The following is a 17,210-nucleotide window of genomic DNA, read 5'->3' as shown; positions in this document are numbered from 1 at the left end:
AAGTTGTGTTACTATCAAGAAAATTGGTCTGACGATATCACCAATCTCATTATTAGGGTTTTTTATTCCTGTTAAATACACAATCTCCATCTGTATTGCCGGTATTGGAAATCCTATCAACAAACTTGAAATTACAAGACAGTATAAATAAATTTTAAACTTTCCGTTCATAAGCTAATTTAAATTAATGTCATGGACAAGGTCCGCCACCTACCGGCGCTGTTCCACCGGTTGTATTCACATTTAATCCTGAATTCGCTGATGCCTTTCCAAAATCACCTGGGGTATTTGCAAAAGCCCTCGTGAATTTATCTATTATAAACAACAAAGCCTCCTGAAATTCAGAAGGCTTTGTTGTTTGAAGGAAACTTCGTTTAGTTGAAGATGTATCTTAAACCAAACTGAGCTTGCCAGCGTGAAGCTTGTGAAGTACCGTTACCAAATGTAGAGGTAAGAGGTGTTTGGTTAGCACTATCAAAGTAAGGGAATGAGTAAGTTGGTTTACCTGTAGCAGCATCAATACCTTTGTAGGCAAGGATACCCGTACGGTTAACAAACTTAAAGTTACCCCAGTTCCTGTAAAGGAAGTTGCCTAAGTTGATGATGTTAAATTCAAACTGTAAAGTATTCTTGATCTTACCAGAAGTTTGATACAAGTCCTGAGTGAAGTTAAAGTTTACCAAATGGAAGTAAGGCAAAACTAAACCGTTACGCTCGGCATATTTACCACGGATTTTGCTTAGATAAGGATCCTGGTTAATGTAAGCGTTTAATTGATTGTAGATTTGTGTTGGTGTACGAGCGTCATAAGTAGCGCTTGTTGTAACGGCGTTATCTTTTACCAATACGATATCATTGATATCTTTAGGAACATACATCAAATCGTTCGCAGTTTGTCCATCACCGTTCACATCACCGTTGTAGGTGTATGACGCCACTCCATTGTTAGCAGCTTCGTAGGTTAAACCGATTGAAGTTGTTAAGTGGTTAAGGTATTGCTTACGGTATGACATTGACGCGATAACACGGTTAGGCTGACGGAAGTTAGCATAAGAAGCTACGTCAGCATTTGGATCGCCAGATACTGAACGATCTCTCCAGGTTGATTGTGCAATTGAGCCACCATCATTTACTGTACGAGAATCAGAGTAAGTATAAGCTACGTTAAAGTAGAATTCTTTGAACGTGCGCTGTAACTGACCGGTGATGCTGTAAGAGTAACCTTTGCTTGTATTTTTAAGCAAGATAGCATCAGTAATATTTGGCAATGCAGCAGTGTTACCACCTTGTGCAGCAGGTATTGAAGGATACACAGTGGTGTTGCTGTAACGTAAACGGTTATCGCTGCCTGCAAATGCAGTACCTGTAGTAGGTAAGGCAACGTTAACATAATAAGCAGCGTTGATATCCTTAGAGTAAATACCCTCTAATGTACCAATGATACCAAATGGTAATTTTTGATCAACCGCTAAGTTAGCCCTGAAGTTTGATGGGAATTTGAAATCCTTATCAGTAATAGCAAGGTTGTATGAAGTATTGGCAGCAGCACCAGTTGGCCTGTTGGCATCAACATTAGGATTGAATACCAAACGTGGGTCGGTAGCTAACACACCGCCTTGACCTGGTACCAAGCTGTATGAACCAAACTGAACACCATTGTTACTTGCCTGGTTCGATATGTAAACATAAGGAACCGGGCCGGTAAAGACACCTGCACCACCACGTACTTGGGTAGTACCCTGGCCGTTAACATCCCAGTTGAAACCTACACGTGGGGATACCTGTAACCTTGTTTTAGGGTACTGTGCAGTGTTAACCTGGTAACCACCCTGGAACCTTGTTAAAGCAGCTGCAGCTGGGTTAGCTTCACTTTTGGTGTTGTAAACCGGCAAATCTGCACGTACACCGTAAGTTAATTTAAAGTTATCATTTACCTGCCATTTATCCTGTGCATAAAAGCCTATTGTATAGGCCTTAGTGGTTGCAAAAGGGAATGAACCATCTGGCAAGGCCGAGTAACGGTAATCATAACGTACTGCTGTAGGTAAGCCCTGATTAGCTGAAGCGTAAAAATCAGCTAAGCTGTTAAAGCGGTAACCACCATTATAGTTAGGGGCAAAACCGTTTTTGAATTTATTGAATTCGTTAGCGGTACCAATGTTAATTTCGTGTTTACCGGCAAATATGGTAAACTGATCGCTAAACTGGTAAGTATCTGTATTCAATACGTTGTTTGCTGTAAATGGCTCGTAACCAAAACTGGTTAAGTTACCTGTAGATGCTGACTCCTGGATATCAACCAGCGGGAATGAACCACCACCTGGTGACGCACGGAAATCACGCAATGCCTGGTAACCAACAGTTAATTTGTTAGCAAATTTTGAACCGATACGTGTATTTAACTCAGCTATACCAATGTTAAAGTTGTTATTGATAGTATAGTAAGATGAGAAGAAAGGTAACACGTTAATGCTTGGGCTACGGCCGTTAGTTGGCGAACCTGAAGCACTTGGTGGTACATCACGTAATGATTTTAAATAGAAGTACTTTACAGATAAAGTGTTGTTCTTATCAATGTTCCAGTCTAACTTAGCTGTAATTTTATCAGAACGGGTACGCAAGTTATAGTTTTCGAATGCACCGGCATCGTAGTTATACTTGGTTTTTAAGAATGTCTGTAAAGCAGTTAAATCAGCCAAGGTTGCGCGTGATACGCTACCACCCGGAGTTTGCCCCGGACGTAAAGCTGTGAAAGAAGAAGCAGGGTCACTGATCCTTTCCTGCTCACCAGAAACAAAGAAGAACAATTTGTTTTTAACAATGGCACCACCAACAGCTAAACCGCGGGTAGTGTAATCAATGGTTGGTTTTAAAACAGTATTTGTTAAAGTTTTTAAACCTACCAAACCTGCACTGCGCTTGTATAAGTAAGCAGTACCTTTAAATTCGTTTGTACCAGATTTGGTTACAGTATTAATACCTGTACCGGCAAAACGGCCTTGTGTAACGTCAAAAGGAGATACCGCAACCTGGATCTGCTCAATCGCATCTAAAGAGATTGGCTGAGAGTTGGTTTGACCACCCAATGAATTCGATAAACCGAATGAGTTGTTAAACAAAGCACCATCAACAGTTAAGTTGTTACCATTACCGTTACGGCCACCAAATGAGCTACCGTTTGCAGTAGGTGTCAACTTGGTGTAGTCGCTAATTGAACGGGTAATAGTTGGTAAACGCTCAATTTGTGAACGGGTAATTGTTTCCTGAGAACCTGTTCTTGAATTGTTGATTACCTTGTTTTGAGTGCTTGTGATCGTAACCTCGCCTAATTGACGGCTCGACGGTAACAATTTGGTATCGATTTTTGATTCCTGGCCTAAGGCAAGGTTAATATCGTTTTGTACATTGCTGCCAAAACCGATAAAAGAGAACGTAACTGTGTATGGGCCACCAACACGTAAGTTTGGTAAGTTGTAACGGCCATCAACACGCGATACGGTTGCGTAGTTTGTACCGGTTGGGGTATGCACTGCCGTAATGGTAACACCCGGCAAAGGCAAACCCTTCTCGTCAACCACGGTACCCGACATGCTACTTGTTGTCACCTGTGCAAAGGCAACACTTGCAGTAAAAAGGGTAAATAATAATAAGAGTAAATGCTTCCTCATACTTAATTGTTTTAGTTTAATCCTTAAAATGATTTAATTTTGGCACAAATATAGATAATCGTCTCAAGGCCAATGTTAAGTTAGTGTTAACATTAATTATATATTTTTCAACATTTTATAGGTAAATCGACGCTGAATGAAATTGAGATGAATTATTTCTGTAATATTCGCATTAATTTGTAGTTGTGCAGCTGTTAAGTGTTAACGCTGCGCCGCAAGTCGGCCCCCTGTAAAAAAGTGGCCCCCCTCCTCCTATTTTTTTCAAATCCCCGCTTTTTACTTAGCTTTGGGCTTTGCAAATCAAAAACAGATATAATAACTATATGGACTACGATTTAATTGTTATTGGTTCAGGCCCGGGCGGCTATGTGGCAGCCATACGTGCATCACAGCTGGGTTTAAAAACTGCTATAGTTGAAAAAGAATCATTAGGTGGTGTTTGCCTCAACTGGGGATGCATCCCTACCAAAGCTTTATTGAAAAGCGCACAGGTATTTGAATATCTAAACCACGCTGCAGATTACGGCATAAAAACCGGCGGCGGCGAAGTTGATTTTGAAGCCGTTATAAAAAGGAGCCGCGGCGTTGCCGATGGCATGAGCAAAGGCGTACAGTTTTTAATGAAGAAAAATAAGATCGATGTGATCATCGGTTATGGTTCATTAAAAAGCAAAGGAACCGTTACGGTAAAAATTGCCGATGGTACGGTAAAAGACTTTACAGCTAAAAGCATCATCCTAGCAACAGGCGGACGCTCTCGCGAGTTACCTAACCTTAAACAGGATGGCAAAAAAGTTATAGGTTACCGCCAGGCGATGGTATTGCCGCAGCAGCCAAAATCAATGGTTATTGTTGGCTCGGGCGCTATCGGTATAGAGTTTGCATATTTTTACAACTCGATAGGTACAAAAGTAACCGTAGTTGAGTTTTTAGATAACATTGTGCCTTTAGAAGATGAAGAGATCTCGAAAGGACTTTTCCGCAGTTTAAAAAAACAAGGTATCAATATCATGACCGGCTCAACTGTCGAGTCTGTTGATACGAATGGTGATGGCTGCAAGGTTAATGTTAAAACGGCTACCGGCAACCAGGTATTAGAGGCCGAGATCGTATTGTCGGCCATCGGTGTTTCTACCAATATCGAAGGTATAGGATTGGAAGAAAACGGTGTTAAAACCGATAAGGGTAAAGTATTGGTTGATGATTTCTATCAAACCAACGTTGAGGGTGTTTATGCCATTGGCGATATCGTTAAAGGCCAGGCCCTTGCGCACGTAGCATCTGCCGAAGGTATTATTTGCGTAGAAAAGATTGCAGGCCAAAACCCGCAGCCTTTAGATTATAATAACATACCGGGTTGTACGTATTGCTCGCCGGAAGTTGCTTCGGTAGGTTATACCGAAAAGGCCGCGAAAGAAGCGGGTTACGAGATCAAGGTGGGTAAATTCCCGTTCTCTGCGTCGGGTAAGGCAAGTGCTGCCGGTGTTAAAGATGGCTTTGTTAAGGTAATTTTCGATGCCAAGTACGGCGAATTCCTGGGTGCGCATATGTTAGGTGCCAATGTTACCGAAATGATTGCCGAAGTAGTTACCGCTCGTAAGCTGGAAGCTACCGGTCATGAGATCATCAAGTCGGTTCACCCCCACCCAACCATGAGCGAAGCCGTTATGGAAGCTGCTGCTGATGCCTACGGCGAAGTGATCCACTTGTAATAGATATTAAAACATTGTTTTTATAAAGCACCTCCCGGGGTGCTTTTTTTTGCGCCTGTAATTTCGGAATAAAAAAGCCGCTTTCCTGTAAAAGAAAGCGGCTTAACGAAAAGTTTGGGCTTGCTCTATTTTAAATATTCTTTATCAAGGAAAAGATAACGTGCCCTTAACCGGTCGCTTTCTTTCTCTAAAATTGTCTTAACATCTAAATTAATGAACGACACCGCGCCGCCTTTAGTATTAGCCGACCACTTTGGCACACCCGCGCCGTTGGGGTTACCCGTTTTTATAAAGTTTGCAAAGTAGGTTTCCATCGTTTCAGATACTTTATAATCTGCAGGTGTCCAGTCGTAGGCATCATTAGTGGCCAGGTTGCCCATGGCGTATTCAATTTCGAACGCGTGCGGTGCGCCGGCATACGGCTGCGGGCCCTTTGGTGCCGCTGGTTTAGCGGCGTCACTTTTGTTCATTCCGCCGGCAAGGCCCGGGGTAGCACCTTCCATTTTAGCACTCATTGGTGGTTTTAATTTCGAAAACAAGTAACGGTATACCGGTTTGCCACTGGTTTGCGCGTGCAAATCAACCCATTTCCAAGTGCTGTAAACAATAAACCTGTCGCTGGCTAATTCCGTTGCCGATTTGATCACCTCTGCTTCCGTGCTACCCGGGTAAAGTTTGGCAACCTCATCCGCTTTACCCGGATAAAAGGTATTCAGTTGCTTCAGGTAGTTTTCTGGGGTTGGGGCCTGTCCATACATCACCGCCTGGTAGGGTATCTCGGCCGAATTCCAACCCGCCAGTAAGGGCACATGGGCTTGCTCGCCTGCCATGTATGTTTCTATAGGCTTTTTGGTAAAGAAATAACCATCTACAATAAAACTAATCGACGGGTTACCCGGTTTCGATGCCAGCTCTAACAATTGATCGGCAGGGATAGCACGTAAAGCAGCCAGGGTTGTCGCACCTATCTTCTCACCAAACTTTACTCCATTGCCTTCACCTACGCTTAAAGTAGCAGGCGCCAACGGATTGATCATAGCACCGCTTTCGCCTATTGCGCCATTGATAAGGTCTTTTGACAATGGCGATACCATTTGCGCCGATACCGACATAGAACCTGCCGATTCGCCAGCTATGGTTATCCTGTCCGGATCACCGCCAAAGGCGGCTATATTTTTTTTCACCCATACTAACGCAGCATTTTGGTCAAGCAACCCATAATTACCGGATGCATGATGCGGGGATTCTTTAGTCAATTCGGGATGTGACATGAAGCCAAACACCCCTAAACGATAATTCACCGTTAACGTCACAATACCGCGTTTGGCCATGCTCTCGCCATCGTAACGCCGTTCAGAGCCATCGCCGGCTGCAAAGCCGCCGCCATAAAAATATACCAGCACCGGTAATTTTGCCTTAGCCGGTTTAGCAGGTACCCAAACGTTCAGATACAGGCAATCCTCGCTCATGCCAGGGCCGCGGAAACCCATATCGCCGAAGATCTTTTTTTGCATTGCATTGTAACCAAAGGCATCGCATTTGCGCACGCCCGTCCAGCTGTTTACGGGCTGCGGTTCCTTCCAGCGCAGGTCGCCTATGGGCGGCTGTGCAAAGGGGATGCCCTTAAAACTATTCACGCCTGATTTTTCGGTTACGCTCTCCAGCATGCCATCAGCTATCTTCACCTGCACCTGCGCAAACGACATAACGCAAGCCATTTGCGCCAGTAAAAAGACACTTAATTTTTTCATCAGTATTATAATAATTGGTTAGAGAAATTTCAGGAATATTATTGTATCATTATGTTACAATAATAATTTGTATTATTGGCATTGTCAAGTTAATTATTGATTTTAAAAGATGGCGGCTACCAAAATACCAAACGAAGGCAACCCGACCGGTGAAGGTTTTATTCCTAACCTTGCCATTGATGCTGTCATATTTGGTTTTCATGATAATGAATTGAAGGTATTGCTGATGCATTACAGCAATACAGGTTATGTTGCACTACCTGGCGGGTTCATCAGACTGGAGGAAGACCTGGATGTTGCCGCCATGCGGGTAGCAAGCGAACGCACAGGGTTAAAAGAGATCTTCCTGGACCAATTCCATATTTTTGGCGATATGACCAGGTTTGACCCGGAGCCATTCAAGGCGATATTAAACGCGAACGGCATAGAGCCACCAGTCAACCACTGGCTGCTGAAGCGGTTTATCAGTGTAGGTTATTTTGCACTGGTCGATTTTACTAAAGTGACACCCACTCCCGATAAGCTTTTTGACAGTTGCGGCTGGTACGATTTAAACGATCTGCCCCGGTTAATACAAGATCATCAGCTTATCATCAAAAAAGCATTAGAGAGCCTGCGTACACAATTAGACAACAAACTGATAGGATTTAACTTGCTTCCTGATAATTTTACCATGGGCGACCTGCAAGCTTTGCATGAAACTGTGCTGGGTAAAAAATTACTGCGCCCCGCTTTCCAACGGAAAATATTAAGCATGGGCATATTGGAGCGTGTAGCAAAAAAATACAGTGGCGGAGCGCACAAGGCACCCTATCTGTATCGGTTTCTACCTAAATAAGTAGCTATATTTAAACCGATGAAACCAACCCTAATTATCGAGTATTGCCCAAAATGTAACTGGCTGCTCCGCGCAGCTTATATGGCGCAGGAACTTTTAACTACGTTTAGCGATGATGTTTACGGCGTGACTCTGCACCCCAGTGAAACATCGGGCAAATATAATATCCGGATAAATGATCACGTTATTTTTGACCGCAAAGATCAGGGGCGATTCCCCGAAATAAAGGAACTGAAGCAGCTAATCCGCGATGCGGTGAGCCCAGGCAAAGGCCTTGGCCATTCAGATAAACGTGCTGACGCGTAATTTTTGCATATTATGCTTTAACAACTTTGTTTGTGTACTTTTGTCATTTATATTAGTAGATGCTCTCCAAAAAAACGAAATACGCTATAAAAGCTCTGGTTGTAATGGGTAAAAACATGGACAAGCCGCCCATGCAGATCTCAAAAATAGCCGAGGCGGAAAAAATCCCTAAAAAATTCCTGGAGCAAATACTGCTTGATTTACGTAACGCCGGCTTTTTGTACAGCAAAAAAGGGGCTGGTGGTGGTTATAGCCTGAACAAAGACCCAAAAGATATTTACCTGGTTAATGTAATGCGCATTACCGACGGGCCCATTGCTATGGTACCCTGCGCAAGCTTAAACTTTTACCACCGTTGCGACGAGTGCCACCAAGAACATACCTGCGGCATCCGCGATGTGTTTATTGAAGTGCGTGATGCCTCTTTAAAGATCCTTTCAGAAACCAGTGTGGCTGATATTATTGCCCGCGAAACCAGCCTTATTAACCTGTAAATATTTCAATCTCAGCGCCTGATTTCTAAACATATATGGCTGGTTTGGCGTTAAGCAAATATGCTTTACATCAAAACGGCTTTTTTATTGCTTATCCCGTTGCTTTTTACCTGCCAACCGGCACAAAATCAACAGCAAGATACTGCCTACACCTACAAAACTGCCAGCCGCGACGGCAAGGGCAAAATGTACTATGGACGCGAAATTGCGCAGGTGATGAGCTTTGAAGGCGCTGATTGGTTGGAGCGCAACAACCGCCAGCAGGAGGAGAATACGGCACTGGCGATCTCCAAACTTCCCATTATCAAAAATAGTGTAGTTGCAGATATTGGCGCAGGCACAGGTTATTACACTTTCAGGATAGCGGCACAGTTGTCACAGGGAAAAGTTTATGCTGTTGAAATACAGGATGATGCCCTAAACTATCTGAAAGACAAAAGCAGCAAACTCGCGCATAACAATGTAACGGTAATTAAGGGTGGCGAAAAATCTCCCAACCTACCTGATAATAGCGTAGACCTGGCCATGATGGTTGATGTTTATCACGAATTATATTACCCGCATGAAATGTTGCAGGCCATCCGCAGATCGTTAAAACCAAAAGGCAAGTTATTGTTGTTGGAATACCGTGCGGAAGACCCGGCGGTCGCGATCAAAGAATTGCATAAAATGAGTGTAATACAGGTTAACAAAGAGTTAAAGGCAAATGGTTTCCATCTGGTTCAGGACGGCGAGTTTATGCCGATCCAACATTTTTTGGTTTACCAAAAAGATTAAGTCCTGCTATTTTTGGTAACTTCAAACATCATTACTACAAATCAAACTTATCCAGCAGCTTCAACAACGTATCAAAATCTTTAGGGTAAGGCGCATGTATAGTAATGTCATCGCCGTTCATTAACTTAAAGGTTACTTCGTAGGCGTGTAGCGCAAAACGCTTCATGATAGGCAACTCTTCCTGGTCTTTCCCTAAATGGTATTTACGTTTAATCTTAGAAAGAAACACCGGCTCGCCTTTGTACATCTCATCCCCGGCAATTGAGGCCCGCTGCGTGGCTAAATGGATACGGATCTGGTGCATGCGGCCGGTTACCGGGCGGCACTCAACCAGGGTATAATGTTTATAGAATTTTAAAGACTGGAACCATGTTTCGGCGCGTTTACCTTCCTGTCGGCTAATGGTCACACTGCTTTTGCCCACGTTCAATATCGGCAGATCGATAAACAGCTCTTCGAAAACATGGGTGCCGTTAATTACTGCATGGTATACCTTTTTTACTTTGCGGCGCTCAAACTGCATAGATACGGAGCGATAGGCTTCGGGGTTTTTAGCTATAATTAACGCGCCCGAGGTTTCTTTATCCAAACGGTGGCAAACTTGTGCGTCATCACTGTATTGCTTTGCAAGGCGCAGCATATTGATCTCGCCCCCCTCCCGCTCATCTAACGAACTGATGAATGGTGGTTTATTGACCACAATTATATCATCATCTTCAAACAGGATCAGGTCGGCAAACTTTGGAAACTTCATAGCCGGCAAAAATACGGTTTATTATTTAAGAATAAACGTCCGTTACAGATCCGGTAAAAGCAGTATAAGAAACAGGAAATAAATCTGTAAAGAAACCACAAATCTCCCCCTAAAACAAAATTAATTAAGCACTGTTAATCACCTATCTATCAACAATAACCTAAAATAAAAACCTCATGAGTACTAAAAAAACACAACCCGAAGAAAAGGGCTTTTTCGAAAAAATAAAAGAATCTATCGAAGAATTTTGGGATGGCACAAAAGATACTGCCGAAGACCTGAAAGATAAAGCCGGCGATAAAATAGAGGATATAAAAGAAACCGTTGCGTCTAAGAAAGCAGCGGTTACTAAAAAAGCGTCTGCAGCCAAAACTACTGTTGCCAAAAAGGCTACCGCAGCTAAAGAAACCATTGCAGCCAAAGCAGCATCAACCACTGCGAAGGCTAAAACTGTTGCAGCTGATGTGAAGGCTAAAGCCGATACCAAAGTAAAGGCAGTTGCCGATAAAGCTAAAACAGATGTTGCTGCAGCAAAAAAGACTGCTACAGAAGTAAAAACTAAAGCTGATACTAAAGCAAAAACTGTTGCCGATAAAGCTAAAACAGAAGTTGCTGACGGCAAAAAGGCTGCTATCGATTTAAAGGCTAAAGCTGATACAAAGGCAAGAACTGTAGCCGACAAAGCTAAAACAGAGGTTGCTAAAGCGAAAAAAGTAGCTACTACTGCTGCTAAAACTGTCAAGAAAAAAGCGGTTGCCGCAAAAAAAGCATAATCGGAATATTTTAAACAAAAACGGCCCGTTGAAATTCAACGAGCCGTTTTTGTTATGTTAGATTTTGTTTACGCTTCAAATTTGTAGCCTACTCCTTTGACGGTAGATACGCAATCATCTCCCAATTTTTCGCGCAGTTTGCGTACGTGTACATCAATGGTGCGGTTAGTTACCACTACAGAGTCTTCCCAGATGCTTTTCAATATCACCTCGCGGGTGTAAACCTTACCGGGTTTTGATGCCAACAGGTACAGCAGTTCAAATTCTTTTTTGGCCAAAACAACCTTAACGCCTTTTTGAAACACCAGGTAAGCCTCACGGTCAATCACCAGGTCGCCAATTTCCAGCTTATTGTCGGTAACCTCTTCGGGTGCCGAGTTACGGCGGAGGATGGCGTTGATACGGCTCACCAAAGCACGCGGCTTAATAGGCTTGGCAATGTAATCATCGGCCCCTACGTTAAAGCCTGCAATTTCTGAATACTCTTCGCTGCGAGCAGTTAGAAATACCATAAAGGTGTTTTTAAACTCGGGCATGGTGCGCATAATACGGCAAGCCTCGATACCATCCATTTTGGGCATCATGATATCCAGCACGATCAGATCGGGCTGGGTCCTTTTAGCTTCGGCTACAGCTTCCTGCCCGTTACGGGCCGAATATACCTGGTAACCTTCTTTTTTGAGGTTGTACTCAATTAACTCTAAAATATCGGGTTCGTCGTCAACAATTAATATCTTTTGTTTACCGGTGCTCATGTAAGGTTAATTTTTGCATAAAAGTATAACGTTAATGATAGCTAATGGTTAAAGGTACATTAACAAATTGTTAACCTTCACGGTATGTTAACTATTTATTGAACCTTATTAAACGTTTTGTTTAAAAAGTTCTCTAAATCGGCGCCGGTAATATTCTTAGCCACAATAACCCCTTGCGGGTCAATTATAAAGTTTGAGGGGATAGCTTCGATATGATACAGCTTCTCGGTTGCTCCGTCAAAACGCTGCAGATCAGACGCATGCGCCCAGGTTAGTTTATCGGCGTTAACCGCTCCCTGCCAGTCTTTTTTCTCGGTATCTAACGAGATGCCCAGTATGTTAAAACCTTTTGATTTGAATGCGTTATATTGCTTAACAACGTTAGGGTTTTCCTGTCTGCAAGGGCCGCACCATGATGCCCAAAAATCGAGCATTACATATTTGCCTTTGTAATCAGTCAGTTTCACGTCCTTTCCATCGATACCCTTTACCGTAAATTCCGGTGCTTTATGCCCTACCGATACCGGCTTTGCAATTTCCATTTGTTTGATAAACCGTTGAACACCCGGGTTATCTGTAAATTCACCCTTTATAGCATCAGCGTATGCCACCAGTTCCTTCTCGTATTTATATTGATCGAGCGATGTTGCCGCATAAAAACCCGCCAACGATTTTTTGTTATCGTTTACGAATTTTAAAATCTCGGTACTATAATCGGTAATGTTTTTTTGGAACTGCGGCATGTAAACCTTTATCAACGAGTCCGACTCTTTGCCTAATGCTTCAGATTTTGCGGTGTACTCGTCAGACAACTTACTGTTCTTATCGCCATATACATTACTAATCCGGTTAAATTCCTTAATCTTTTCAGAATCGTCAGATCCGGTTATTTTATAAGGATGGGCAAGATCTGCCAAGTCGGTTTCAAACTTCAGGCCGTCGCCATTTTTGGCTACAAAATCAAAAATGCTGGTACCGATGCGTAATTTGTAGAGGTTGGCGTAAGGCGCGGGGTGTTTAAATTCAAATTCACCCTTATCACTTAACTTTGTCGAGTCGATAACGCTTACCTGTGTGGTATCTGCCACTAATAAATAGGCCATTTTAGCCTTGCCGGGATTAGCAACCGTGCCCGAAATTGTAAAATCGGTTTTGTTTTTGCAAGCAACAAAAAACAACGCTGCGCAAAGCGTGATACAGGTAAATAAACGGGTTTTCATAATTCTATTTAGATTCTAATTCTTTAATTAACAATTGGTTGGTTTTCTGCGGATCAATCTTTCCCTTCGAGAGTTTCATTACCTCGCCCATAAATAAGCCTAAAACGCCCTTTTTACCCTTTTGGTATTCCACTACCTTATCAGGGAACTTAGCCAAAGCTGCCTTTATAAACCCGTCAACTTCCGATGTATCTTTACTGATAACCAAGTTAAGTTCTCTGGCCAATTGGTCGGCGGTTTTGCCGTTTCCTTTCAACAAAGCCGGGAATAATTTTTGCGCAGCAACAGTGTTGTTCACTTTGCCCTCATCCACCAGCTTGATCAATCCAGCAAGGTTGTCTGGCGTAAGCGACAAGCTGCTAATGCCTAAGCTGTTATCATTTAAGTAAGACCTAACCGACCCCATCAGCCAGTTCGCTGCCGATTTATAATTTGATGTGTGTTTTATAACTTCTTCAAAGTAAGCTGCAAACTCTTTGTCAGCTACGATAACCCCTGCATCATAAGCTGATAACCCAAGCTCTCTTGTATATTTTTCTATTAACTCATGGGGCAATGCAGGCATACTTTTACGGATAGCCTCCAGTTCAGCTGCTGTTATTTGTACAGGCAGCAAATCCGGCTCGGGGAAATAGCGGTAATCGTTGGCCATTTCCTTTGATCGTAAAACTGACGTTTCGCCGGTATCGGCATTAAAATTCAGGGTGTTTTGGTCGATGTGGCCGCCCGCTTCTATAATGGCTACCTGGCGGGAAAATTCATGCTCGATGGCGCGCTGTACGTTTCGGATAGAGTTTAAGTTCTTCACCTCGCAACGGTTGCCATATTCGACAGCGCCGTGTAAACGCACGGAGATATTGGCATCGCAACGCATGCTGCCTTCTTCCATATTACCATCGCAGATCTCTAAATATCTCAGCGTCCTTCTTATTTCCGTTAAAAACTGCCCGGCCTCTTCGGCACTGCGCATATCCGGCTGCGATACAATCTCGATAAGCGGCACCCCTGCCCTGTTCAGGTCGATAAGGGAGAATTCGTCATGCTGGTCATGCGCGCTTTTACCCGCGTCATCTTCCATGTGGATGTGGTGGATCGCAATAGACTTTGCTGTGCCGTCGCTTAAGTTGACGGTAACGCTGCCGCCTAAACAAATGGGCTGCTGATCTTGCGTAGTTTGGAACCCTTTGGGCAGATCGGCGTAGAAATAGTTTTTACGGGCAAAGGTATTGGTGAGGTTGATAGTGCAATTACAAGCCAGCCCCATCTTTACAGCATACTCTACCATGCGCTTATTAATGCGCGGCAAAGTACCGGGATGGCCCAGTGAAACCGGACTAACATGATGATTGGGGTCGGCACCAAATGCCGCCGAATCTGAAGAGAAAGCCTTACTTAAAGTGGATAATTGCGCGTGTACCTCTAATCCTACGACTAATTCGTACTTATCACTCACGCTGCTATTTAGAACTGCCATATTATATATTCAGCTGATGTTCAGCCCTGGTCTAATCTGTCAAATATAAAGTTATTAGTTATTTATGCAGATATTATTTTGACGTGCACAATTAACAGTAATGTCATTTTTCTAACATTCTGATATATTTGCAACGCATGGAAAATATTGAACAGCACATCGAGGCGTTGATCTTCGCGTCAGAACAGGGAATCCGGACGGAGGAAATCCTATATTGCCTGCAAGCTGCATTTGAGCATGATTACACTTCCGATGAAATAACCACGCACATCAATAATATCCGGGCAAAATATCAGGATGAAAGCTTCGCAGTTGAAGTATTGAAGATCAACAATGGGTTTCAGTTCCTTACCAAAAAAAAATACCATACTACCATCAGCCTGCTGCAATTACAGCGCTCAAAAAAGAAGCTGAGCCAGGCAGCGTTAGAAACACTTGCTATCATCGCCTATAAACAACCGGTAACTAAAACTGATATCGAGCAAATTCGAGGGGTGAATTGCGACTATTCTATTCAGAAACTGCTCGAAAAGGAGTTGATTGCTATCACGGGAAAGTCGGAAAGTGTGGGCAAACCCATACTTTACGGCACCAGCGGCCTGTTTATGGATTATTTTGGCGTAAATGATATTTCTGAACTCCCACAGCTAAAGGATATTACAGATAATAGCAGCACCATAGGCCAGGCAGCAGAATAAATTTCAAAATGATTTTTAATAAAAATGATTTTGATTATTTTTACTCATAAATAATGCTGAATATAGCACAGCGAAACTAAACAGCCCTACAGCAAATCAGGTTAACAGATTATAAGTTTTAACGAATAAATATTTATTAAAATGGCAGCTCCAAAAAAACCTTTGAATACCTCTTCCAAGAAAGCCGGCGATGAAGAGGATGATGATTTTGATGATGATCCTAAACCGGGCAAAAAGGTTGCGGACGAAGATGACGATTTTGATGAGGACATTCCTTTAGATGATGATCTGGGTGGGTTTGATACTTATGATCCTTACGATGACGAGGACGATGATTAATTGATTGATCCTGATAAAAGATAATTGTAAAGCATTCAGTAACCCGCTGGATGCTTTTTTTGTAGTAAAATATACTTCAGCATGATTATAACGGAAGTTAAAAGCAAGGCCGATAAAAACGCGTTTTTGGATGTTGCCCGTCAACTGTACAAAGGCGACCCTAATTGGGTATGCCCGCTGGATAATGATGTAAATGCGGTATTTGACCCGGCCAAAAATAACTTCCATCAACATGGTAGGGCCATCCGTTGGGTGTTGAAAGATGATAATGGCTTGCTTATTGGCCGCATAGCCGCCTTTATTAATGAAAAGAAAGCCTATAATTATGAACAGCCCACCGGGGGCTGCGGTTTCTTTGAATGTATAAACGATGAGGCAACCGCTTTTTTGCTATTCGATACCGCTAAAGCATGGTTAAAGCAAAACGGAATGGAGGCGATGGACGGCCCTATTAACTTTGGCGAAAATGATAATTTTTGGGGTTTACTGGTTGAAGGCTTTACGCCGCCCTCCTATGGGATGAACTATAACTTTCCCTATTACAAGGCCTTTTTTGAGAGCTACGGTTTCAAAACACAATACGAGCAGATAACTAATCACCTCAGTGTGCACAAACCATTTTCGGAGCGGTTCACTAAAATTGCTACCTGGGTAATGAATAAGCCCGGCTACACCTTCGAGCATTTTAAAACCCCGCAGATCGAAAAATATGCCAACGATTTTTTGGAGATCTATAACGATGGCTGGCGGGATTTTGAAAACTTTGTGCCTATCAATCACGCCACCATAATGGAAAGCTTTAAGCAAATGAAACCCATTATGGACGAAAAGCTGATATGGTTTGCCTACGTAGATGGCGAACCAGCATCATTTATAGTGATACTGCCCGACGCCAACCAATTGATCAAGCCATTAAACGGCAAGCTTGATCTTTTGGGCAAGTTAATTTTCCTTTATCGTAAATGGAAAGGTGTTACCCGCATGCGCGCGATAGTTATGGGCACCAAACAAAAGTTCCAAAAACACGGTTTGGAATCATGCCTGTTTATCAAGCTGAAAGAATATGTTTTGCCGCTAAAGCAATATGACGAGCTGGAATTATCGTGGGTGGGCGATTTTAACGAGAAAATGATAGCGATCCATGCTGCGGTGGGGGCCACATTTGGAAAACGCCATCTGACCATGCGATATAAATTTTAAGCCCGAAAAGAATCCGGGCTTAAAATTATGCTGTTGCTACTTTCTTATGTCTTAATTCTTCAAAAAGCTCGATCACTTTTTTCTGCAGGTCTATCACTTCAGTCTCTCGGTCCATTAACTTCTTGTTAACGTTTTCTAACTCGCTCGCAATTTTTTGATCCTGCTCCGTCTCATTAAATGTAAGTAGCTGAACCACAGACATTTCAAACAAGGCAGAAATTTGCTCTAAACGTGAAAGATTGATGTCGGTAATACCCGTTTCAATTTTTGAAAAGGCAGGGATAGAAATATCTAATCGTTTAGCAACTTCTTCCTGGCTCCAACCTTTTTGATGGCGTAATAACCGGATCTTTTTTCCAAGTGTTTTCATTTTTTAATTTAATTAGGATAGGTTTCTCAATAGTTAATAAAGTTACAACATATTTGATTAATAAACTAATTACCAGCTATA

At 42.7% G+C, this 17,210-nt stretch carries 16 protein-coding genes; 9 read left to right on the top strand and 7 right to left on the bottom strand.

The annotated features are described in order from the left end of the window. Nucleotides 1-374 precede the first annotated feature (374 nt). Nucleotides 375-3,668, bottom strand: coding sequence for a TonB-dependent receptor (locus tag IDJ76_RS01895; RefSeq protein ID WP_191160158.1), 3,294 nt, complete (start codon nucleotides 3,666-3,668; stop codon nucleotides 375-377). Between the two features lie 323 nt (nucleotides 3,669-3,991). Here IDJ76_RS01895 and lpdA point away from each other — a divergent pair, with 323 nt between their 5' ends. Then, a complete protein-coding gene (gene lpdA, locus IDJ76_RS01890) occupies nucleotides 3,992-5,380 on the top strand; it encodes a dihydrolipoyl dehydrogenase (RefSeq protein ID WP_191160157.1) in 1,389 nt (462 codons plus the stop codon). A 125-nt stretch (nucleotides 5,381-5,505) separates the two neighbouring features. Here lpdA and IDJ76_RS01885 read toward each other — a convergent pair whose 3' ends face one another. Beyond that, on the bottom strand, nucleotides 5,506-7,131 hold the full coding sequence (locus tag IDJ76_RS01885; RefSeq protein WP_191160155.1) for a carboxylesterase/lipase family protein: 1,626 nt from the start codon (nucleotides 7,129-7,131) through the stop codon (nucleotides 5,506-5,508). A gap of 109 nt (nucleotides 7,132-7,240) precedes the next feature. Between IDJ76_RS01885 and IDJ76_RS01880 the strand changes: the two genes are divergently transcribed. Genes IDJ76_RS01880 through IDJ76_RS01865 form a run of 4 tightly spaced genes read left to right on the top strand, consistent with a single transcriptional unit; the run spans nucleotide 7,241 to nucleotide 9,546 of the window. Then, nucleotides 7,241-7,969, top strand: coding sequence for an NUDIX hydrolase (locus IDJ76_RS01880; RefSeq protein ID WP_191160153.1), 729 nt, complete (start codon nucleotides 7,241-7,243; stop codon nucleotides 7,967-7,969). Between the two features lie 18 nt (nucleotides 7,970-7,987). After that, nucleotides 7,988-8,275, top strand: a complete 288-nt coding sequence (locus IDJ76_RS01875; RefSeq protein ID WP_191160151.1) for a SelT/SelW/SelH family protein — start codon at nucleotides 7,988-7,990, stop codon at nucleotides 8,273-8,275. Nucleotides 8,276-8,334: 59 nt separating this feature from the next. Then, nucleotides 8,335-8,769: an RrF2 family transcriptional regulator gene (locus tag IDJ76_RS01870; protein WP_191160149.1), complete on the top strand. Its 435-nt coding sequence runs from the start codon at nucleotides 8,335-8,337 to the stop codon at nucleotides 8,767-8,769. 60 nt (nucleotides 8,770-8,829) lie between these two features. After that, on the top strand, nucleotides 8,830-9,546 hold the full coding sequence (locus IDJ76_RS01865) for a class I SAM-dependent methyltransferase (RefSeq protein WP_191160147.1): 717 nt from the start codon (nucleotides 8,830-8,832) through the stop codon (nucleotides 9,544-9,546). A gap of 34 nt (nucleotides 9,547-9,580) precedes the next feature. On the opposite strand, the gene IDJ76_RS01860 is transcribed toward IDJ76_RS01865, so the two are convergent. After that, complete coding sequence (locus IDJ76_RS01860; protein ID WP_191160145.1) at nucleotides 9,581-10,300, bottom strand: RluA family pseudouridine synthase; 720 nt, start codon at nucleotides 10,298-10,300, stop codon at nucleotides 9,581-9,583. A 176-nt stretch (nucleotides 10,301-10,476) separates the two neighbouring features. Here IDJ76_RS01860 and IDJ76_RS01855 point away from each other — a divergent pair, with 176 nt between their 5' ends. Beyond that, complete coding sequence (locus IDJ76_RS01855; RefSeq protein WP_191160143.1) at nucleotides 10,477-11,073, top strand: hypothetical protein; 597 nt, start codon at nucleotides 10,477-10,479, stop codon at nucleotides 11,071-11,073. A 68-nt stretch (nucleotides 11,074-11,141) separates the two neighbouring features. Here IDJ76_RS01855 and IDJ76_RS01850 read toward each other — a convergent pair whose 3' ends face one another. The 3 genes from IDJ76_RS01850 to gatB all read right to left on the bottom strand — a co-directional run bounded on the left by IDJ76_RS01850 (nucleotide 11,142) and on the right by gatB (nucleotide 14,522). Further along, nucleotides 11,142-11,828 (bottom strand): response regulator transcription factor, encoded by a 687-nt coding sequence (locus IDJ76_RS01850; protein WP_191160141.1) that lies wholly within the window; start codon nucleotides 11,826-11,828, stop codon nucleotides 11,142-11,144. Nucleotides 11,829-11,923: 95 nt separating this feature from the next. Continuing rightward, complete coding sequence (locus IDJ76_RS01845; protein ID WP_191160139.1) at nucleotides 11,924-13,048, bottom strand: TlpA disulfide reductase family protein; 1,125 nt, start codon at nucleotides 13,046-13,048, stop codon at nucleotides 11,924-11,926. Between the two features lie 4 nt (nucleotides 13,049-13,052). After that, the gene (gene gatB, locus IDJ76_RS01840; protein ID WP_191160137.1) at nucleotides 13,053-14,522 is read right to left on the bottom strand and encodes an Asp-tRNA(Asn)/Glu-tRNA(Gln) amidotransferase subunit GatB; all 1,470 of its coding nucleotides are present in this window, start codon (nucleotides 14,520-14,522) and stop codon (nucleotides 13,053-13,055) included. Nucleotides 14,523-14,659: 137 nt separating this feature from the next. Between gatB and scpB the strand changes: the two genes are divergently transcribed. From scpB to IDJ76_RS01825, 3 genes are all read left to right on the top strand, one after another. Continuing rightward, the gene (scpB, locus tag IDJ76_RS01835) at nucleotides 14,660-15,220 is read left to right on the top strand and encodes an SMC-Scp complex subunit ScpB (RefSeq protein ID WP_191160134.1); all 561 of its coding nucleotides are present in this window, start codon (nucleotides 14,660-14,662) and stop codon (nucleotides 15,218-15,220) included. 141 nt (nucleotides 15,221-15,361) lie between these two features. After that, on the top strand, nucleotides 15,362-15,559 hold the full coding sequence (locus IDJ76_RS01830; RefSeq protein WP_191160132.1) for a hypothetical protein: 198 nt from the start codon (nucleotides 15,362-15,364) through the stop codon (nucleotides 15,557-15,559). A gap of 81 nt (nucleotides 15,560-15,640) precedes the next feature. Then, the gene (locus IDJ76_RS01825; protein ID WP_191160130.1) at nucleotides 15,641-16,759 is read left to right on the top strand and encodes a GNAT family N-acetyltransferase; all 1,119 of its coding nucleotides are present in this window, start codon (nucleotides 15,641-15,643) and stop codon (nucleotides 16,757-16,759) included. Nucleotides 16,760-16,784: 25 nt separating this feature from the next. Here IDJ76_RS01825 and IDJ76_RS01820 read toward each other — a convergent pair whose 3' ends face one another. After that, complete coding sequence (locus IDJ76_RS01820; RefSeq protein WP_191160128.1) at nucleotides 16,785-17,129, bottom strand: helix-turn-helix domain-containing protein; 345 nt, start codon at nucleotides 17,127-17,129, stop codon at nucleotides 16,785-16,787. Nucleotides 17,130-17,210: the final 81 nt, after the last annotated feature.

Source organism: Mucilaginibacter glaciei (genome assembly GCF_014773245.1).
Lineage (GTDB): Bacteria > Bacteroidota > Bacteroidia > Sphingobacteriales > Sphingobacteriaceae > Mucilaginibacter > Mucilaginibacter glaciei.
Note: the sequence above shows the minus strand (reverse complement) of the source record. Positions and strands in the feature narration are given on the sequence as shown.